The 21867-nt window shown below is 39.3% G+C and carries 17 protein-coding genes; 10 read left to right on the top strand and 7 right to left on the bottom strand.

Annotated features, from left to right (window positions below; genetic code table 11):
- The 7 genes from EDC17_RS14875 to EDC17_RS14845 all read left to right on the top strand — a co-directional run.
- On the top strand, positions 1–882 hold an 882-nt coding region (locus EDC17_RS14875; RefSeq protein WP_132778833.1), incomplete at its 5' end, for a transposase.
- Positions 883–904: 22 nt separating this feature from the next.
- On the top strand, positions 905–2434 hold the full coding sequence (locus tag EDC17_RS14870; RefSeq protein ID WP_132778832.1) for a TlpA family protein disulfide reductase: 1530 nt from the start codon (positions 905–907) through the stop codon (positions 2432–2434).
- A 219-nt stretch (positions 2435–2653) separates the two neighbouring features.
- Entirely contained in the window at positions 2654–3079 is a 426-nt protein-coding gene (locus tag EDC17_RS14865) for a Rossmann-fold NAD(P)-binding domain-containing protein (RefSeq protein WP_132778831.1), read from the top strand.
- 10 nt (positions 3080–3089) lie between these two features.
- Entirely contained in the window at positions 3090–4445 is a 1356-nt protein-coding gene (gene hemN / locus EDC17_RS14860; protein ID WP_132778830.1) for an oxygen-independent coproporphyrinogen III oxidase, read from the top strand.
- A 9-nt stretch (positions 4446–4454) separates the two neighbouring features.
- Positions 4455–6848, top strand: coding sequence for a heavy metal translocating P-type ATPase (locus EDC17_RS14855; protein ID WP_132778829.1), 2394 nt, complete (start codon positions 4455–4457; stop codon positions 6846–6848).
- 59 nt (positions 6849–6907) lie between these two features.
- Positions 6908–7081 carry a cbb3-type cytochrome oxidase assembly protein CcoS gene (gene ccoS, locus EDC17_RS14850; protein ID WP_132778828.1) on the top strand — a complete coding sequence of 58 codons (174 nt, stop codon included), beginning with the start codon at positions 6908–6910 and terminating at the stop codon, positions 7079–7081.
- Positions 7082–7123: 42 nt separating this feature from the next.
- Positions 7124–7354, top strand: coding sequence for a hypothetical protein (locus tag EDC17_RS14845; RefSeq protein ID WP_132778827.1), 231 nt, complete (start codon positions 7124–7126; stop codon positions 7352–7354).
- A gap of 36 nt (positions 7355–7390) precedes the next feature.
- On the opposite strand, the gene EDC17_RS14840 is transcribed toward EDC17_RS14845, so the two are convergent.
- From EDC17_RS14840 to EDC17_RS14810, 7 genes are all read right to left on the bottom strand, one after another.
- Complete coding sequence (locus tag EDC17_RS14840) at positions 7391–7924, bottom strand: tetratricopeptide repeat protein (protein WP_132778826.1); 534 nt, start codon at positions 7922–7924, stop codon at positions 7391–7393.
- Positions 7925–7972: 48 nt separating this feature from the next.
- Positions 7973–8449, bottom strand: a complete 477-nt coding sequence (locus tag EDC17_RS14835) for a hypothetical protein (protein ID WP_132778825.1) — start codon at positions 8447–8449, stop codon at positions 7973–7975.
- A 90-nt stretch (positions 8450–8539) separates the two neighbouring features.
- Positions 8540–9937, bottom strand: coding sequence for a WG repeat-containing protein (locus tag EDC17_RS14830; protein WP_132778824.1), 1398 nt, complete (start codon positions 9935–9937; stop codon positions 8540–8542).
- 95 nt (positions 9938–10032) lie between these two features.
- The gene (locus EDC17_RS14825; RefSeq protein WP_243646173.1) at positions 10033–10905 is read right to left on the bottom strand and encodes an FAD:protein FMN transferase; all 873 of its coding nucleotides are present in this window, start codon (positions 10903–10905) and stop codon (positions 10033–10035) included.
- Between the two features lie 119 nt (positions 10906–11024).
- The gene (locus tag EDC17_RS14820) at positions 11025–13223 is read right to left on the bottom strand and encodes a PepSY domain-containing protein (protein WP_132778822.1); all 2199 of its coding nucleotides are present in this window, start codon (positions 13221–13223) and stop codon (positions 11025–11027) included.
- A gap of 4 nt (positions 13224–13227) precedes the next feature.
- Positions 13228–13719 (bottom strand): DUF2271 domain-containing protein, encoded by a 492-nt coding sequence (locus tag EDC17_RS14815; protein ID WP_132778821.1) that lies wholly within the window; start codon positions 13717–13719, stop codon positions 13228–13230.
- A gap of 12 nt (positions 13720–13731) precedes the next feature.
- Positions 13732–15198, bottom strand: a complete 1467-nt coding sequence (locus tag EDC17_RS14810; protein WP_132778820.1) for an ankyrin repeat domain-containing protein — start codon at positions 15196–15198, stop codon at positions 13732–13734.
- 282 nt (positions 15199–15480) lie between these two features.
- Between EDC17_RS14810 and EDC17_RS14805 the strand changes: the two genes are divergently transcribed.
- The 3 genes from EDC17_RS14805 (at position 15481) to EDC17_RS14795 (ending at position 21515) form a co-directional block, all read left to right on the top strand.
- Positions 15481–15753: a hypothetical protein gene (locus EDC17_RS14805; protein ID WP_132778819.1), complete on the top strand. Its 273-nt coding sequence runs from the start codon at positions 15481–15483 to the stop codon at positions 15751–15753.
- An 86-nt stretch (positions 15754–15839) separates the two neighbouring features.
- Positions 15840–16964, top strand: coding sequence for an efflux RND transporter periplasmic adaptor subunit (locus tag EDC17_RS14800; protein ID WP_132778818.1), 1125 nt, complete (start codon positions 15840–15842; stop codon positions 16962–16964).
- Positions 16965–21515: an efflux RND transporter permease subunit gene (locus tag EDC17_RS14795; RefSeq protein WP_132778817.1), complete on the top strand. Its 4551-nt coding sequence runs from the start codon at positions 16965–16967 to the stop codon at positions 21513–21515.
- The last annotated feature ends 352 nt before the right edge of the window (positions 21516–21867 follow it).

The raw sequence follows: 21867 nt of genomic DNA, 5'->3' as shown, positions 1-21867 counted from the left end.
ACTTTTCCCACGGATAGTAAGTTGCATAAAAAGATCATAAAAAAGACGCTGAAAATTGTTCAAGATGAACAATTGCCCATCCGTCAAAGTTACACAAGGATACTTAAAAAACTAAGTGTAGATCAGCGATTTCGCAATCACCCAAGAAATAAATCAAAAGCCAGAAAAGCTGATAAGAAAGTAAAAACCATTGCCGGTCGATTGGTTCGCGAACTGGAACGGAATTTATCACCAGATTCGATCCATCAAAAAACAATTCTATTTTTCAAACAGGTTCTAACTCAGACCAGGGGAAGTAAGCATAAAATATACTCGCTACATGAGCCAGATGTACTCTGCATTTCCAAAGGTAAAGAGCATAAGAAATATGAGTTCGGAAATAAAGTCTCCATCGTAAAGACGCAAAATACCGGTGTAATTGTTGGTGCAATGGGGTTTCGAAATGAGTTTGATGGACATACATTAAAACCAGCATTAGAGCAAGTTAACAGAATGATAGGGAAGGAACCCAAAACTGTAAGTGTGGATCGGGGTTACCGGGGGAATACCCAGATTGGGGTCACGCAAGTTCAGATCCCCAAACCATTCAATGACAAAAAACAAACCAAGTACCAACAGAAAAAGCTTAAAGAAGCGCACCGAAAAAGAGCTGCAATAGAACCCGTAATTGGACATTTAAAAACCGACCATCGATTGGGAAGAAACTTTTACAAAGGGATTATTGGCGACAACCTCAATATTATGCTAGCGGCAGCAGCTTTCAATTTCAAGCGGATGATGAATAAATGGAAACCATCATTTTTTGTATTTATTCAAAACCTGTTTACCCAACTCTATTGTTGCAGATTAAATTGGATAATCAGATCAAAAATAGCTTTTTAAGGCTTGACTATTTATTTTTAGCATGATTAAACAACAAATTTATTTTTTAAGCATTTTCCTTTTGATCATATCGTGTACTCCTTCTAGTGATATACAGAAGGAATATGCAACAAGTATAGTTGCTGGAACATCAAAGATATCTGGAAAAATTAATTTACCTCACAGTGTTATAAAGGATAGTATTACTGTGACTATCTATGTTTCACATCCTATTACTGGAGAAAATGTTGAATATGAAATACTCTTGGATCAATCACGGATATTCTCACAAGAAATAGATATAGAAACTGAGACTTCTTTAGTGGGGCTAAAAACGAATTTGGACCCTTACAAAGTGTTTAGAATTAAAGCCATAAATAATGATTCTGCTCATATTGAAATAACCTATGATTCGGGTAATGCTCTAAAAAATGTAGAGATAATACCTGCAATGAATAAATATGACATGATGCAGAGTGTGGAAATATTTAATAAAATGGCAAGTTATATACCTACCGACCCCAATTTGGAATACCCACATTTGTATAATAAGAGTATTGATGAATTTCAGAGTATTGTTAAAAAGAATTTTTCTAGAAGATTGGAGTTATTCGTAGATAATGATAATTTATTGTCTGAGGAATTTAAGGATTTTATAGCTAAGGATTATCAGTTGTTTTTATATACACGACATGTTTTCGCTTATGAGGCTCAGATGAAAATTAACTATCGTAAAGCAACTCGTGATAAAGTTAATATCCCAGACATCCAAAAAATTGATCGGTCGCATTTTCGCTTTTTGAAAAACTTCGATCTCAGCGATTCGCAATACTTAATGATTTATTCATTCTCTGAATTTCAAGATTCTATTCTTAAAAATGAGATTTTGGCAATACCAACCATCGGAGAACGTGATATTCCTTCCTGGTTAAACGAAGTGAAAGGTATTTTGAGTAATTTGGTAGGATTTGACGAAGGTCAATATTATGACATTTTGGTTGCAAATGCTTATAGTAGACAGTTAAAAGAAGAATCTCGATCATTAAGCGCAATGCAAAAAGAAAATATAGCTAATTATTGGAAAGATGGAGAAATTGTAAAGATTCTTTTCCGTAAAAATGAAAATGTTATTGCATATGAAAAGTTAAAATCTCCGACAGTTGTTAATGATATTTCTTTGGTTCCCAAAGAAGAAGTCATGCATAATATTCTCTCAGCCTATAAAAATAAAGTTGTTTTTATAGACCTTTGGGCGACTTGGTGTGGTCCATGTTTGCATGCAATGAAACAGTTTAATACTGTTAAGGGAGATTTCCAGGGGAAGGATATTGCATTTGTATATATTACGAATAGATCTTCGCCAAAAAAACTTTGGGAAGAAAAAATCAAAGGTATAGGACATAATCATTATTATCTGACTGATGAGCAGTGGGAATACATAATGAATCAATTCGATTTTGATTATATTCCTTCGTATTTACTATATAGTAAAGAGGGGCGTATGGTTAATAAATTTTCAAGCTTTCCAGGGAATCATGTGGTAAAAGCAGAAATAAGTAAATTATTCAATTAGCCCAATACATTTGAATATATAGCGGTATAAAAATATAAATCTGTAAATAATTTACTCCAGTAAAAAGCTTAAAAATATAAAGTAATAATCGTAAGGATTCCTATTCGGGAATCCTTACTTGTTTTAATATGTGATACAAATCACATATTAAGTTGACAGCCTACATTCATAAACGTGGCCTTTCATCCTACTTTTGAATCAGTAATAAAGTCCAAATTGATGAGAGTAGTTGCCTATAATATTCAAGAGTTTGAAAAGGAAACATTGGCCAAAGCTAATGCTAAAGTGCATGATTTGACCCTCATTTCAAATCCTTTGAATCTGGAAACCATTCGCTATGCCGAAGGTAAAGAAGTTGTTATTGTTTCGGCAGGTGATAACTTAGATCGTCATTTATTGGATGCGTTGCAACAGATAGGGGTTAAAAAAATCATTACGCGATCAGTCACCTTAGATCATATTGACTTATTATATGCGGGGCAATTGGGGTTGCATATTGCCAACACCCCGCTGAATGACGAAACTCCACAAAGTATAGCCCATCAAACTATAGCCAACCTAAACAGTTGGATCAATAACCAATGTCTGGGTCAGGCTTGTCATTGTGCTTTTAAATGTGCTCAAAAGAAAGAATCACTTCTCTAATCTGTATGTCATGGATCATAAATCACTAATCTCCAAATATAATGTAGCTGCTCCTCGTTATACTTCGTATCCCACTGTTCCTTTTTGGGAAAATGAAGATTTCAGTGAATCAGAGTGGAAAAACAACGTAATAGCACGCTATAATCAAAGCAAAGCACAAGGTTTGAGTATCTATATTCACTTGCCCTATTGTGAGAACTTATGTACTTATTGCGGATGTAATACACGTATTACTAAGAATCACAAAGTGGAAGAACCATACATTGACTCGCTACTAAAAGAGTGGGAAATGTATCGTCAGCTACTTGGTGAAGAAAGCTTGCTCATCCAAGAAATACATTTGGGCGGTGGCACACCGACATTTTTTCAACCAGAGAATCTGCAGCGCTTGATTTCGGGCATTTTACAAGGCAATCGCAAAACTGCAGATGCGAGTTTTTCTTTTGAAGCTCATCCGGCGAATACAACGCGAGAGCATTTGCAGACATTAGCGGATTTGGGATTCAAAAGACTGAGTCTGGGGATCCAAGATTTTGACGAGCGCGTACAGTTTGTAATCAATAGACATCAAACGATAGAGGATGTTTCACGTGTCATGGCCCAAGCGCGAGCTATAGGCTATGATTCTATCAATTTTGATTTGATATATGGTTTGCCGCTGCAAACTACGGAATCCGTAAAAATGACCATTGAGGCATCTTTGGCTATGTCTCCAGATCGTATTTCCTTTTATAGCTATGCCCATGTGCCATGGCTCAGGCCAGGTCAAAGAAGATTTACAGAGATGGACCTGCCGGTGGGTGAAGAAAAGCTAAACCTATATAAGCTGGGTAAAACTATGATTCAAGAAGCTGGATATGAAGATGTTGGCATGGATCATTTTGCGAAGCGCGAAGATGCTCTTTTCTTAGCAAATGAAAATGGTACGCTGCACCGAAATTTTATGGGATATGCAGATCGTTACACGCCTTTGATGATAGGATTGGGAGTGTCCTCGATATCGGATGCTTGGACGGCATTCGCCCAGAATGTAAAAACTGTTGAAGAATATCATAAACTCGTCCTAGAAGGTAAACTTCCCGTATTCAAAGGACATTTGCTAGATCAAGAAGATGTATTGATACGGCAGTACATATTGGATATGATGTGTCGAGGTGTGGTAAATCTTCAGCCTACAAGTACGCTGAATGAGCGAATATTACCAAGGTTACAGCCTTTGCAAGAAGATGGACTTGTCGTAATTAACGGTCTAAATATTACCATCACTGTCATCGGTAAATCTTTCCTACGCAATGTGTGTATGACTTTTGATGAACGTTTACAAAGAAGCAAAGAGCGAGAGAATTTATTTAGTCAAGCGATTTAAAAGGGGAATATGGCGACGGATGCAAAGCTAAAAATAGCAACGAATTGTTATCACTGTGGGGACAAGGTAGAGGACACACCTTACATTTTGGAGCAGCATACATTTTGCTGTTTGGGTTGCCAGACCGTGTACCAAATATTGAACGAAAACAATCTGCAAAGCTATTACCGCTACAACAGCCATCCTGGCAAATCGCAGAAATCGCACAAACAGGATTTATCTTATCTGGAAGAGCCCAATATCATATCCAAATTGGTGGATTACCAAGATAAAGATATTACCATTATTACGTTCTACATTCCACCTATACATTGCAGCTCTTGTATATGGTTGTTAGAAAATTTATATAAACTTAGCCCTGCTGTGAAGTCTTCTAAAGTGGATTTCATGAAAAAGCAGGCCAGCATAACTTTTAATCACGAAGTATTGTCTTTGCGGGCTCTCGTGGAACTCCTACAAAATATCGGTTACGAGCCTAAAATTACTTTGCAAGATGTCGTCAAAGAAGGTAAAAAGATAAACCATAATAATCTAATAGCTAAGATTACTGTAGCAGGTTTTTGCTTCGGAAACTCGATGATGATTAGTTTTCCTGATTACTTTGGGATGGGTGCTTTTGAGCGTGAATATGCAAATTTCTTTGGCTATATGAATATGGCTTTCGGTATCCCCGTTTTGCTGTACAGTGCATCAGACTATTTTAAATCGGCTTGGTATAGCCTGCGGCAGAAGCGTCTGAACCTCGATGTACCCTTGGCTTTGGGGATTTTGGTGCTGTTCCTACGTTCGGCTTTTGAGATTATCTCACAGACCGGACCGGGGTTTATGGACACGCTGTGTAGTTTGGTGTTTTTTATCCTTATCGGCAAATGGGTGCAGCAACGTACCTATTATCATATTTCTTTCGAAAGAGATTACCGTTCCTATTTTCCGGTAGCTGTCACTGTCCTTGAGGAACAGAAAGAGCAGCCGCGACAAATCGCAGATTTAAAAATCGGTGATCGCATATTGATTCGTAATAATGAAATTATTCCTGCCGATGCCATTCTACTAAAAGGGAATGCTTCCTTGGACTTTAGTTTTGTAACGGGAGAAAGCAAGCCTATTGCTAAAGTGCTGGGTGAAGTAGTTTACGCAGGAGGTCGCCAAATAGGCGAAGCTATCGAATTGGAAGTGGTCAAAGCTGTATCGCAAAGTTATCTGACACGATTATGGAATAATGACTCATTCAAATCTTACGAAAAGAAATTTGATACGTTCGTCGAGTACATCAGCAAATATTTTACGATAGCATTGGTGAGCATTGCCCTGACCGCTCTCGTCTTTTGGATGGTAAATGGACAAGCGGACAAAGCTTGGGCAGCTTTTACGGCGGTGTTAATCATAGCTTGCCCTTGTGCTCTGGCTTTGAGTTCTCCATTCACGCTATCGGCGGCATTGAGTATTTTTGACCGAAATAAATTTTATATCAAGAATACGGCGGCTATCGAACAAATGGCTTCCATTGATACAGTAGTTTTTGATAAGACAGGGACTATTACTTCACCCAATGTAGCGGCACTGTTTTTCGAAGGTGAATTGAGCAAGTTGGAAAAAGATATGCTCTACTCTGTATGTCGAAATTCCAATCATCCCTTGAGCAGAGAAATACTAAAATGGCTCGGCGAATGTCAATTGCTGCCTGTGTCCAATTATAAGGAGTCGGTGGGTAAAGGCCAATCTGCAACCTACAAAGATTATGCGGTGGCTGTGGGTAGTGCAAGTTTTGTCGGGGGGCACAAAAAGGTAGACGGCACAGCTGTGTATGTTAGTATCAACAACGAAATAAAAGGTGTTTTTACCTTAGAACAGTCGTGGCGCCTGGGCCTAACCGAAGTCGTACAGGCATTGAAAAATAAGGCTTACACGTTGCATCTAATATCGGGAGATAATGAGCGTCGGGCAGACGCCTTGAAACTTATTTTTCCTTACGAAGCATCTTTATTGTTCAACCAAAATCCTTCGGATAAGCTTCAGCGAATTGAGCAATGGCAATCCGGTAATCACAAAGTATGCATGTTGGGCGATGGATTAAATGATGCTGGAGCACTGCGCAAGGCAGACTTAGGAATTGCGGTTTCGGACGATATAAATAATTTTTCACCGGGATGTGATGCTATTTTAGATGGGGAATCCTTTGATAAGATTCCTGCATTCTTTACCTTTAGTAAAGATGCGGTGAAAGTCATTAAAATGAGTTTTATCATTTCGTTGATGTACAACCTTATCGGTATAAGCTTTGCGATTCAAGGAACGATGTCACCACTTTTTGCAGCCATATTGATGCCGATTAGTACGGTGACAATTATTTCATTCACCAGCTTAATGACACGCTGGTATGGTAAGAAAAGAGGATTGATATAAACGTCATTTCGAACGTAGTGAGCGATCTGTTTTTAATTTTTACTTTTTAATTTTATAAAATGAACATCATATTTCTACTTATTGGTTTCAGTGTTTTGATCGCCTTGATATTTTTAGGTGCTTTCTTCTGGGCAAACAAGACCAAACAGTATGAAGATACCTATACTCCGTCGGTGCGGATACTCTTCGATGATGAGGTGAAAGAGGTGGAGCAAATAGATAAATTAAAATAATGGTCTATTTCTTTGTACCTTTGTCCCAAAATATAATAACAAATGGCAAGAGAAACACGTGAAGGTTTATACCAAGGAGTCATAGAACAAGACGCTGATGGAAATTATTTTTGTGGTCCTTTATTATTGGATTACAAATTAGCGAAATACTATTTCAAACTAGGAGACCGTATCAGTGTCAAAAAAGTAGTTAGCAACACTAGTGCTAAAAGCGCTGAAAAATATCCTCAAAAAGCAGTGAAGTTTTCACTGGCCGTAGCGGATCATAGCTAAAATCATTACGACTCCTCACCCCCGTGAGGAAATCGTCTATGGTTTGAATAGCCTATTAAAGAAAGAATCTTTTTTAGGCTCTTCGAGTCCTAAAGCAATACGGTCTATTTCAATTTCATTTTCCTCCGCATATTGCAGCCAATAATTAAACCGTTCTTCATTGGCGTATTCCGAATCTTTGCGATAATACACTAGTAACTGTTGCACAGCCGTTGGATAATTATTGATCAGCATGGCTTTTTCGTAATAGTGAATGGCTTTTTTATTGTTGACTTTTACACCCAAGCCCATTTCGTACATTATCCCGTAATATATTGGCGCAAATCTTTCTTCATAATCTTGTTTCAACACAGGTAAAACCTTGTTGTATTCTTGTTTTTCAAAATATATTTCCGCCAATTTATCCTCGCTGTTTATTCTTCCAGACCTAGTCTTGAGGTAATATTCGAGGGCTTTGTCATAGTCCTTGGGGACATGCTCTCCATAATAATATAAATCCCCCAGGTTGGTCCATCCCAGCCAACAGCCCATTTCACCTGCTTTTTGAAACACTAACAGAGCTTTAGTCATGTCTCTTTCACAGTCTTCCGCATTTTGTAAGAGACATCCAAGGTCATTTCATGCACCCGCATCGCCCAATTCACCTGCCAGCTCGTATAGGTGCAACGCCTCCTCTATATTATAGTGTTGCGGTAGGTCTTTTTCAGCATAGATAGAGGCCAATTTGCTGATCATATACGGATGTTGATGCGCTTTGCCTAATTGTAGGATAGGGATAGCTTGATCTATTTTGTCTGCTTGACAGAGATCGGACGCTAGTTCGTACAGGGTTTCATCATCGAAAAACTGAAAATACTCCATGCCCAATGCAGTCTTCCACTTTGTATAAAAGTCATTAAAGAATTTGAGGTCTTTGTCAAAGAAATTGTATCTGTTTTTATAAAGATTACCTATTTCATGGTTGGTCAGCGGCACAATATTGCCGTCACTTTGTAGCTTGTATATAGACAGATGTTGGAATAATAAGAGACAATCGGAATCATTAAAAGATTTTGTAACGTAATCATAAGGTTCGCTGAGGGCATGGGCTTTCACATCATAATAGCGAGAATTTTCGTTCGTCTTTACCCGAAGAAATTCTCGTTGATAGCTACGATTTCTTGAGTCTGAGCATGCGCACACTAACTAAATATTACGCATGGCGTCAAATAATCCAAGCCCTTGCGCTGTCTGCAAAAGGTAGGTGTTTTTGATAAAATAGTGGATTTTGCTATCTACAATTTTGATGACATCGGCATCTAGTACTATTTCCTTTTGTTCAAGTAGGTTATAAAAGTGCCAGATTTTATTTTTTTGATAAGCTATCGTATCGTAATTACCTTCCTTCAGTACACGGTCAACTTCTGTTTGCAGCAGTGCGCCATCAGGTTTTAATAGTGCTGCTTTACCCTGCCATTTACTAGGGCCGAGATAATAATGTCGATGTGGTAACTCTTCTATCTTTTTGGGGTTATAATCTCCCAAATAAACACCGTCAAGGTTGAATATTTTGCATTTGGAACTTCCTTGGAGTTTAGTGAAAAGCAAAAAATGATTTTCATAGCGGAAAGGGGAATCGCTAAGTGAGGAAATGAGAAGTTCATTTCGGTGATTGATGAGGTAATAATTGTCTCCTTTTTTTGCATTGAAAAGATTATGAGTCAACCATTCTAGCTCATCGTATTCAATAGGGATAATCAATTCATGGTCAGGAATCACTGTCAAGCCGTATCGATTGTCCTGACCGACTATGGCTACGTTTGTTTCATGTTGAAATTTGTAATCCACTTGTTCGCCGTAATATATGGTAAACACATCATAAGCCTCATCGTATTGGAGGGGGATGATAATTTTACCTTTTGTATTGATGTCTCCCGATTTGTTGTCTTTTGTTTCGGCAGCAACATTATCCACAAACTGATAAATATCTTGATAAATGGCAGGAGCCAATATATTGCCTTTGGCATCGGTGAAACCATGCAGATTGCCTTCTTTAAAATATAGGACATAATCGTTTTTGAAGGCTTCATCATTCCAATATCCCAGTCCGTAATTGATCCAATCGGTTTGTAAGACTTGCAAAAATGAAGAGTAAAAAAAGGTTTCGAGAAATGATTGCAAAGGTGCCAAATTCTGCTCACGTATAGCTTGCTCAAACCATTCTGTTTGTTCCTGGATTTCTAAAACCCACTCTTTTGCTTGTTGGCTGTGTTTATCTTCATTCATGTTGAACACATCTGTCGCGTCAATTTTGAATGTGTCATAAGGTAGATTTTCTAAAAAACTGACCATATGATTGACCGGTTCATGGAAAACCTTTTTATACTGAAGTTGATAGATCTCTCCGAGCAAATCGTAAAACCTTAGTAGATTGAGAATCCCTTCCTCCTTATTGGCATACAAGTACACCCCTTTGGATCTGATATTATGACTGAAAAGGAGTACCATCAATGGTGGAATATTATAATTCCACTCTGCTAATTCGAAAGGAAACATTTCTTTCGTATCGGTATCAATATTATATACGTATATACGATGTGCCATGCAGAAATCTATTCTATTTTAGATTTACACACAATTATATCAATAATATTACTTTTTGAGAAATGATTTTACTGCGAATAAAAAGGAAAGCAGAGTTACCGTTTAATGATTTTTCCTTTGTCCGTAATCATGATAATTTTGTAGTGAGGAAAGCGTTTGATTAGTTTTTTCCCTTCGTGAAGACCAAGTACCATGATAGAAGTACTTAATGCATTAGCAAATTCTGTGGAGGGTCCGTATACAGTAACACTGGTAAGGCCTGTTGCTGGATATCCAGTTGTTGGATTGATGATATGCGAATATCGTATATTATCAATTTCAGCATATTTTTCATAACTGCCGGAGGTAGCGATAGCTGCTTCTTTCAGTTTTAATATCTTAGCTATGCCGTGTCTTTTGAATGGATTGTTGATACCGATTCGCCACGGTTTTCTATTGGGCTGTGTTCCCCAGAGGGCAATATCTCCTGATGCATTGACTATGCCTCCTTTCACACCTTGGGCCTGTAATAGTTCACGTCCTTTGTCTGCAGCATAGCCTTTACCAATAGATCCGAATCCTATTTTCATTCCTTCTCTGGCTAGAAAGATCGTAGATGCCACGCTTTCGAGAATAATATGCTGATACCCGACATTGGTAATGGATTTTTGAATAGCTTGTTCGGTAGGTTTTTCGGTCATTGTGCCATCAAATACCCATATTTTGTCCATCGCTGCGATGCTGATATCGAATGCTCCGTTGGTCATTTGGGAATATGCAATGGCGCGTTTGGTAAGATCAAAAAGCTCTTTATCCACTTTTACGGCTTGTTTTCCCGCTTGTCGGTTAATTTCCGATACTTGCGTATGCGAACGCCATTCCGAGATCAGATTTTCTATTCGTATTATTTCGGCGATTGCCTGATCGATCTGTAGATTTCCTAGCGCACTATCTGGGGTAACTATTGTTATCTGGAATTTAGACCCCATTAAAATGGTGTCTCGTTCCAGTTGAATGTCTGATTGGGCAAATAGGGATGGTGTGCATATTAAGCATACGCTTAACATGTAAAATGCTAAGCGTATACCATTCATTTTATAGAATCTTGCTAGTAACAATCTGTCAAAATTTGATTATTGTCTATATAGTGTTGTAAGGATTTACCATGATGATTTGTTGTGATTTCATTCAGTGTTCGCTCCACGTCTTTTTGCATTTTTAATGCACCACATATCATGATGACACCACCTTCTTGCAGTAAGTTAGCGAAAAAGAAATAATCCCTCAAGATCAAATCCATAACATAGGCTTTATTATGCTCTCTCGAAAATGCCAATTCAAAACGCGTCAATTGCTTTAATTCTTGGTACTCCTTGGCAAATTTTTTATAAGAATCTATAAGCTCGTTATTTTTCCTAAAACCGGCATATAGATGAATTTCCGTAAGGTTTTTATTATTCGTGACCATACCAAGAAATGGTGCAATACCGGTTCCATTGGATATCAAAGCCACTTTTGAGGTCAACTTCGGAAGATGAAAATTTGGGTTGGCCATGAGACGCGCGTCAATGACCTGATTGGGTTCTAGTGTATACAAATAACTTGAACCCAATCCAGTAGGAAAAAGTTTTACAATAAGTTGTACGTTTTTACCTTGACGACCTATTGAATAAAATCGCTCACGATTGTCCTTTGCTGGATATATAGCAAGTAAATCTCCCGAATCAAATTTCACACTTTTGACGGGCTTTAGAATAATCTTAAAGGTGCTATTGTCGTCAGAAACGAGAGTTTTTGATACTACTTTGAATTTTCTTAAATCCGGCACTTTGCTGTTGTATACTGCTGGTGCGGTAGCTACGGCATGGAGAGATTTTGCACTCCAGTCACTTGCCCATTCTACAAAATCATTGGTCGATCGATCATTTACATAATGTGTATCCAGCAATTTTTTTGCCCAAGGCTGCGTGCTTAAAAGTTGTTCCACGTGCTGCGCATATGCACAAAAGTCTGCGTAAGCTCTTGATCCGAAACCTATAATACTGTATGATATCGCTTGCTGTTGCGTGAATTTATGGAGCAAACTTTCAAATTTGCTGGCGTTACTCGGCGGGTCTCCCAGCCCATAGGTCGAGGTAAAGATTAATAGCTGTTGTGCGGCGGGAAAGGATTGGTATTGGTTAATTTCTGCCAAGAATGAACGTTTCCCATCCGCTAGCAATTGCTTATGAATTTGATTAGCGAAGAATAGGGTAGAACCATTTTCCGAACCTACTAAAATCACAATTTCCGCTTGAGCCGCTTTATATTTGTTTCTAATCTTCGTGCGGGTACGCTTGAATGTAATGACAAATCCGGTGTAGATGAAAAACACAATATTCAGCGAAGCTAATCCTAAGATAATTGCCCATATGATATTGGTGCGTCCCGTATGCAAGTCGATATTCAATTTTTCCAAGACAGCGGAGTATGGAAATTTGGTTTCCTGCATCAAATCGCCATTTACCTGATTAATCGATACAGATCGATCGTTCAGTGTGATAATAAAGGGCTCTTCGGGATCATCGGGTATAAATGGGAACTCTATTTTATTGACATCGGCAAGTTTTGTGTTTTTGAAAAAGACAATATCTTGGAGCGCTATGGAGACATCGTCCTCCGAAATAGGTTGGTGATCGATTTCGGTATTTTCGGACTTGAAAAAGTCCAATCTAATTAAGAAAATAGCTGTTCCAGTGAGGGCAATCATCAAGACAGGAATCAGCAACCAGCGGCCAGTGACCACATGAAAGTATTGTGAAAAGAAGTCTTTATTGATTTTATCAAAAAAATGCTTTATCCCCTGTTGGCGTTTGATAATCAGAATCAAGCCGCTGATGGTAATGAGCATCAGCAGAAAGGACACTACGCCTACGATGGTACGGCCAGTTTCTTTGAGAAATAAGGATCTGTGTAAGGCAGTAGTCCATTGGATAAACTGCGATTTGGGTACTACGTCGCCCAGCTTTTCTCCGGTGAGCGGATCGATGTACGCCTGTATGGTGTTGCCATCTTCGTCCATGGCCTCGATAAGGACGAAGTCATTGTGGTCTACCGTGACATGTAATATTTCAAAATACGCATCACGCAAAGCAGGAAGGCTTTGCGCGAGCGTAATATTTTCAAAATTGTCTACGCTATAGCGTGGAGTTTTTTCATGAATAGCGTCAAAGGCTAATATCACACCCGTGACGGAAAGGATCAGCAAAAATACAGAAGATACTATCGCTAGCAGTAAATGCGCATATCTCCAAATCGATAGCGTCATATATTTATTGAACTTTTATAAATCGTACTTGACGTATATAACCTTTGCCTTTGATACCCGCCTTGTCATCCAACGCTGCCGAAGAAAGAGTCACTTCAGCATCTTTCACATGGTAGTCTTGTGTTTCCACAGCGGATTCGAAGCGTAAGGTGTAGCCTTTATTCAATTTTGCAGTGTCAAATTCGATGACACGAGTGGCACGTGCCCCTCCCGCTATTGAAGCGCCCGTAATTGCATTTAACTTTTCTTTCTTTTTTGTTCTGAATTTATCCCATTCTTTCAAGGTATTGTACCATTCTTGGTCAGGTCCTAATACGCCTAAAGTTTTTTCATACTGTCCTTTTGAATTAATCAAAGAAATAATAACGTAGGCTTCCTTACCCGAATAGTTTTGCATTTGGATCATGCATTTGTATTTGATGGTCTGCGCAACTGCTTGCTGGGTGAAAAATACCGCGAATAGCGCAAACACGAAAAATTTAATTGAATATTTCATTATAATTTATTGTTATTTCAAAAAGTCAATAGATACGTTGTTGTTGGCTAAGAATTCATTTTCTTTCGCTAGATCGAAAGCAGTCTCCTCGAATTCCGTCTTTAAATCTTTTTTAGCACCTAAGCTTATCAATTTTTTCAAAATAGAATCGTCTTTGGCGATTAAGGCTGCTTTGTGTAGTGCCGTGTTGCCTTCTTCATCTTGTGCATTGATGTCTGCACCTAATGCTACTGCTTTATCTATTAATTCCACATTTTGCTTCTCTACGGCCAAGTGGAATAGAGAACTACCATTGGCTTGAGGAGCTGTTACATTAACTCCAGCAGTTTTCAAAACCTCTAATTTATTCGTGAAATCCTCTTGAGCAGCAGGACGAAAGGAGTTAAACCAGTAGTAAGCCAGGTTATTGCCATTGTTGTCCACGACATCAACTTGAGCACCTTTCTTGATCAATAAATCTGCAACGTCAGCCGATCCTGAGGCAATAGCTTTTAATAAGGCTGTTTCGCCATTTTCATTCTTTGCGTTGATGTTACTGCTTTTTGCTAATAATGATTCGATCAATGAAGCATCACGAGCAGCGGCTGCATTCATCAGAATGGTATTGCCATTGTTGTCTGCTTTAGCGATGTCAATGCCTTGATTTAAGAAAAAGTCCAGTACCTCTTTATTAGGTCTGCGTACCAAAATATGCAATAAGGTTTCACCTTCTGGATTCGTTGCTGTTGGATTGAGTTGGTATTTCTCTATCAATTGTTGATATACTTCCAATCCGTTTTGTTTCTGACGGGATCCTTGTGTCGCAAAAAATAACGCTTGATCAGTAGGTTTGACACCTCTTGCTACTAATTTTTCGATGATTTCGAGATTGCCAAATCTTGCAGCATAATCTGCTACCGTACGTCCATGATTGTCTTTGTCGCTAATAGCAATACCTTTAGCTACGAAGTAATCGGTAACTTTCAGATCCGTATCTCCTGCAATAGCATACATGATTAGGTTTTTTCCATCCTCATATTTCGCTTTAGGGTCGATTCCTTTTGCAAAAAGCGCATCGTATACCGCTAAGTTCTTATTAGAGCCCGCCGCATAAGCTATGACAGCATCGCCGTGGCTATCTTTATAATGCACATCCGAACCCTTGTCAATCAGGTATTGCACTAATTCTAAATTGCCAGCAGCCGCTGCCCATTGAAGATAGGTTCTGCTGTGGTGTGTTTTTTTATTTACGTCATTCCCTTCTTGCTCGATCAAATATTTAATTACATCATTGGAAATCCGATTGTTGATAGCCATTGTTACGGGATCGTGGAAGCCTGCATTTTGTTCTGCAGGATTATTTCCTTTAGCAATTTCGCCTTTAATAGCTTCTATTGTTGGTTTTCCTTTCCAAAAATCACCAGAAAGGAGGGTGTTGTCCTGAGCATTAGCATATAGTGAGGTCGCTAATAAAAGCGAGAAGAGAAATGATTTTTTCATGTTGTATTAAAACGTTAATTTTATTTAAATTAATTCTAAATAACAAAAGTAGGAATATTATAGACTATTGCAAAACAAAATCCCAGACTTTCTACAAATAGTTAATTACAATAAAAATATTAGCCCGATATCACAGCTTTTTTACAATGTTTTTACTTATAGCAACCTTTAGTGTTTATCTTTGCGGATATGTGGCGAATGGTACATTTTATTGCATTAATCAGTTATCTCAACATACTTTGTTTTGAGGTGAAGTATTGCAATTCCTTCCATTTTCAGCCCATGGCAGCAGGAGAGACCCTCATCGAAGTCGTGTTGGAAGATATGCTTAATCTTGAGCACCAAGATGGCGAAGAACGGGTGCCCGAAATTATGTTCGATGATTATCGCATAATGGTTTTGGCACTTGGGGTTATTCCTTTGGTCTTTTATTTTACCTGGTTATTGCGCAGGGTGTATGCTGCCAATGATAAAGTCAAGCATCTTATTTATTACCTCAAGCGCTTGATCCTACCGGGTTACTATACTTTCCTGTATAGATACCGCTTATTCTAAGTTTCCTACAGACTTTTTCTAGAGGCTACATCTCCTATGTAGTCTATTTTCCTTATTAATATTTTTTTGAAAATCATTTATTAACTATGAAACACATACGTTATTGGCATCCTGTAGTGGGGTGTGCGTTTCTTTTTGCATCCTGTATTAATGCATCAGAGAAAGAAGTAAAAGAAGAGATTAAGATCGTGCCTATTACGAATCTAGTCCAGATGGATACGGTTATTTACAAAGAGTATATAGCGGATATACAATCTCAACGCAATGTAGAACTCCGTTCGCGGCTTTCGGGTTTCCTGAATAAAATATACATAGACGAAGGTGCCTATGTGCGCAAAGGTCAAATATTATTTGCTTTGAATGATGAAGAATATAAGGCTGATTATGCGCAGGCTCAGGCCGCATTGAATAGTGCTCGGGCGGAAGTGAAAAAAGTTGAACTTGAAATAGAGCGCACAAAGAAGCTTGTAGAGAAAAAAATCGTAAGCAGTACAGAAGCTGAACTTCTTGATGTACAATTGAGAGCAGCACAATCTAAAGTGCAAGAAGGTGAAGCTATCGTAAACCAAGCACGAACAAAATTAAATTATACACTGATACGCGCTCCATTTGATGGTCGGATAGATCGTATTATTTTGAAGGAAGGTTCATTATTGAATGAGGGGGCGCTTATTACGAAGATCTCGGATTTGGATAGGGTTAATGTGTATTTCAATATTTCCGAATCGGAGTATCTGCAAATAGCGACTAGTCCCACTTTTGACAAAAACACTTTCAAACAAGATGTTAAATTAATTCTGGCCAACGGAGAGCTATATCCATACGGTGGAATAGCAGAATTGGTAGAGAGCGAATTCGAAACAAGCACGGGGTCGATTTCTATGCGAGCAAGATTTGACAATCCAAAAGGGTTGTTGAAACATGGGGCTTCTGGACGTATTGCTGTACCGAGCAATACTGGAAATTTGACGTTTGTTCATCAGAAATCCGTTTTAGAAATCCAGGATAAAGCCTATGTGTATGTCGTTAACAGTGATAATACTATAAAGATGCAACCCTTTGAGAATGGTCAGCGTGTGGGACATTATTATGTTGTGGAAGATGGTTTAGAACCTAATACGAAAGTGGTATATGAGGGAGTGCATGCGCTAAGAGATGGAATGCAGATACAACCAAAACCTATTACAACAAGTCAAGGAGGGATGAAATAGATGTTTGAGACATATATTCGTAGGCCCGTCTTATCGCTGGTCATATCCATTTTCATTACCCTACTGGGACTGCTGGCTTTATTTACTTTGCCTATCACCCAATTTCCTGATATCGTTCCTCCATCTGTAGTCGTAACAGCGAACTATACGGGAGCGAATGCTGAAGTAAGTACGAATGCAGTAGCTATTCCTCTGGAACGTGCCATCAACGGTGTTGCCGGTATGACCTCCATGAATACCGTTTCGACCAACAATGGTACGACATTGATTCAGGTATTTTTTAAAGTAGGGGTAGACCCGGACATTGCTGCGGTGAATGTGCAGAATAGGGTGACAACAGTTTTGGATGAATTGCCCGAAGAGGTAATCAAAGCAGGGGTTACAACAGAGAAGGAAGTAAACTCGATGTTAATGTATCTGAACTTGTTCACTGACGACAAAACTGCGGATGAACGATTCATATACAATTTCACCGACATCAATATTCTGAAAGAATTAAAACGTATTGAAGGTGTAGGTTTTGCGCAGATTATGGGAGCCAAAGATTACGCTATGCGTATCTGGGTGAAGCCGAATCGGCTATCGGCCTATTCGATATCTACAGAAGAATTGGTAGAAGCTTTGCGAAGACAGAACATTGAAGCGGCACCAGGACAGACCGGTATATCATCTGATAAAGCGCGTAATATGCAGCAATATGTGCTGCGGTATCCGGGTAAATTTACGGAAGCTGAAGAATACGCAAATATCCCCATTCGCGCTAATGCTGATGGTTCTATTATTAGGGTGAAAGACGTGGCAGAGGTAGAATTTGGATCCTTAGATTATGAGATGGTTTCAAAAACCGATGGACAGCCCTCGGCGTCCATCATGCTTAAGCAGTTGCCCGGATCGAATGCGCAGGAAGTAATCCAGCGTGTAAAGGAACGTATGGAAGAGTTGAAGTCTACAACTTTTCCTCCCGGAATGACCTATACAATGGGGTACGATGTGTCGCGGTTTCTGGACGCGTCTATCTCTAAGGTGATGTTTACCTTGTTGGAAGCTTTCTTATTGGTGTTTATCGTTGTGTATGTCTTCCTGCAAAACTTTCGAGCGACCATCATCCCGATTTTAGCCGTACCCGTATGTCTCATTGGCGCATTGTTCTTTATGCAGATTATGGGATTCTCAATCAACTTGTTAACCTTGTTTGCATTGGTGTTGGCTATTGGAATAGTCGTAGATAATGGGATCGTTGTGGTGGAGGCCGTTTATGCGAAGATGGAAGAGGAGCATATGCAACCTTTGGAAGCCACTCTGGCAGCGATGAAAGAAGTAGGAACAGCGGTGATTGCCATTACGTTGGTGATGTCGGCGGTATTCGTTCCAGTAGCTTTTCTTTCAGGACCAGTTGGCGTATTCTACCGTCAGTTCTCTTTGACTTTGGCGGCATCAATCGTCATTTCGGGTATCAATGCCTTGACTTTGACACCTTCATTGTGTGCGTTAATCTTAAAATCTCCACACGATGCTAAAGAAAGCAAAGGGTTAATCAGCAAGTTTTTCAAAGGTTTCAACTATTATTATGAAAAAATAGCTGGAAAATATAAAAATCTACTTTCTCGTATAGTGGGACGCAGAATAGTGACTGTGGCTGCTTTGATAGTCCTTTTTATAGCAACTTACGGGACGATGTCAATTGTTCCAGGAGGATTTATTCCTACTGAAGATCAGGGAATGGTATATGTAGCCGTAACGACTCCTCCAGGTGCAACAGTGGATCGTACAGAAGCTGTGCTTGATGAGGTAGACGCTATTGCTCGTGAGATGGATGTGGTGGAAACCGTATCGACCCTGGCGGGATATAGTATATTGACTGAAGTATCGGGCGCATCTTATGGTATGGGAATGATCAATCTTAAAGCATGGGATGATCGGCCCGAATCTGTAGATGATATCATGGCTATATTACGCGAGAAAACTGCCCATATTGCGGATGCGACTATAGAATTCTTTCCGCCACCGACGGTTCCAGGATTTGGTAACTCTTCCGGTTTCGAGATGAGATTATTGGACAAAAGTGGTAATGAAGACTTAAATCAGACATCTTTAGTGGTAAACGATTTTCTCAAGGCATTGGAAAAAGATGAGGTGGTGGAATCTGCGAGTACAACATTTGATGTGGGTTTTCCGCAGTATATGTTAGAAATTGACTATGATTTGGCTGCTAAAAAAGGAGTCTCAGTAGAAAATGCCATGAACACCTTGCAAACATTGCTGGGTAGTCAATATGCGACCAATTTTATTCGCTATGGTCAGATGTATAAGGTGATGGTGCAGTCTGATGCCTTTACACGTCAGAGGCCAGAGGATGTTTTGGCTTTGTATGTGAAGACAGCAGATGGCGAGATGGTGCCATATTCTTCATTCTTGACCATGAAAAGAGTGTATGGTCCGGAGCAAATCACGCGTTACAATATGTTTAATTCGGCAATGATTACAGGTCAGGCTGCCGAAGGTTATAGTTCGGGCCAAGCTATTGAGGCGGTGGAAAAAATCGCCGAATCACTTCCGCAAGGGTATGAGATTGAATGGTCAGGTATGACACGAGAGCAAAAAATATCGGGAAATCAGGCTGCATATATTTTCTTATTGTGTTTGGTGTTCGTGTATTTATTGCTAGCAGCACAGTACGAAAGTTTTCTATTGCCATTGCCTGTTATATTATGTCTACCAGCAGGACTTTTTGGAGCATTCTTATTCCTAAAAGTATTAGGATTAGAAAATAATATCTATGCCCAGGTAGCTCTTGTCATGCTCATTGGATTGTTGGGGAAGAATGCGATTCTAATCGTAGAGTATGCTAACTTAAAGCGCAAGCAGGGTATGGATGTGGTTACTGCTTCCATCGAAGGAGCAGTGGCACGTTTGCGTCCGATTCTGATGACTTCATTTGCTTTTGCTGCTGGTTTGATTCCATTGATGTTGGCTACAGGTGCTGGCGCAATTGGTAATCAAACAATCGGTACTGCATCGGTAGGTGGGATGGTTATAGGTACTGTAATTGGTGTCATCATCATTCCTGGATTAGTGGTGCTCGTGTCGAGAAAACCGAAAGTCAAATTAAACCAAACCTTATCAGTCCTTGTATTGGGTATGCTTGTGATTTCGTCTTGTTCGGTGCCTAAAAAGATGGAGCAACATCAACTGAAAGAGGATTTGCCGGAAGTAGCCACAGCTATATTGAAAGATTCTCTATCAGTGGGAACTATCCCCTGGAAGGATGTATTTTCCGACACCAACCTTATTCAGCTCATTGACATTGCTTTAGCGAATAATCAAGATCTGCAGCAGGCTATCTTTCGAATAGAGCTTGCACAAGCCAACTTCAAACAACGCAAAGCGGCTTTGTTGCCATCGATGGATGCTGCGGTAGAAGGTGGTATTAGAAAGTATGGACATTATACAGAATCTGGGATTGGTAACTATGATTCTAATTTTTCGGAAAACCTGACTGCGGATGAAAAACTTCCCGAACCTTTCATCCCAGATTATTTTGTAGGCGTGCGCTCGTCCTGGGAATTGGATCTGTGGGGTAAGCTTCGTAAGCGTCGTGAATCGGCATATTTTGACTATCTAGCACAGTATGAAGTGAAACGATTGGTAGAGACAGAATTAATAAGTAGTATATCCTCTGCTTACTATGATCTGCTGGCTCTGGATAAAAAGATAGAAGTCTATGAGCAAAATATAAAACTTCACGAAAGAGCGCTGGAAATTGTGCAAGCGCAGAAGGAAGCGGGTAGGGCAAACGAATTGGCGGTACAGCAATTTAAGTCCATATTGGCAGAATCCCGTGCAAGTCGCGCTTGGGCCGTTCAAGAAATTATTAAGAATGAGCATCAGATCAATCAGCTGTTAGGGAGGGTGTACCAGCCCATTCAGCGATCGGCACACACCTTATTAAGCAAAGAGTTGTTTTCAACCCTAGAAGTTGGATCATTTGATCAATTGCTTAATAATCGTGTGGACATCCGTCAAGCGGCGCTGGATATGAAAAGCAATTTTGCGGAGTTAGATGCATCTCGTTTATCCTTTTTACCTGCGGTGGCTATTAGCCCTTACTTGGGTTTGCAATCTTTTAGTTTTGACAAATTGTTTCATGTGGATAAGTCGGTAGCCTATGGTCTTATGGGTGGACTGACTATGCCCATTTTGAATCAGCGAGAATTAAAATCACAATACGAAAGAATGAAAAGTCAATACGGCATAGCGTTCGTAGAATATGAGAAAAAGGTATTAAATGCTGTCAATGAAGTAAGCCTGGGCGTAGAGACTCACAAAATAATAGATGAGCGCAAGCGCTTTATCGTAGAGCAAGTGGCATCGTTGGAAGCATCAATTGTTGCTGCTGAGGAATTGTTTATTGCAGGTAGAGTAAGTTACTTAGATATTATCACAGCTCAGAAAGGTGTTATCCAGGCGCAGATTTCTGAAGTTGATATTATGAAAGATAACTTATTAAATCAAATCGTATTGTATAAATCCCTCGGTGGAGGTTGGAAATAGGTGTTATTTAATTTTCTAGCTAGGGGGTAATATCACATTGCCCCCCTTTTTTATAATTACCTCTTTAAAAACAATTTTATCCCCCGCTATTCCAACGAGTTAAGTGATAATATAAAAATATATCTGTGTAAAGCTTGGAAGCAATAGGTAATGTTGCCTATCTTTGCACCACTCCGCAAGGGAGCAGCGGTTCTTCGGAGCCATGAAATACAGAGTTAGATACGGTTTAAGCTGCGAAATCAGTTAAAACAAAAGAAAAAAAACTTCAAATAAAATTTGCGGTTTAAAATAAAGTTTCTACCTTTGCAGTCCCGTCGGAAACGAAGGGGGTTAAAAAAAAGATAAGTACAGC

The organism is Sphingobacterium alimentarium, assembly GCF_004342685.1.
In the GTDB taxonomy this organism is placed as follows: domain Bacteria; phylum Bacteroidota; class Bacteroidia; order Sphingobacteriales; family Sphingobacteriaceae; genus Sphingobacterium; species Sphingobacterium alimentarium.
This window is presented reverse-complemented; position numbering and strand designations above follow the sequence as displayed.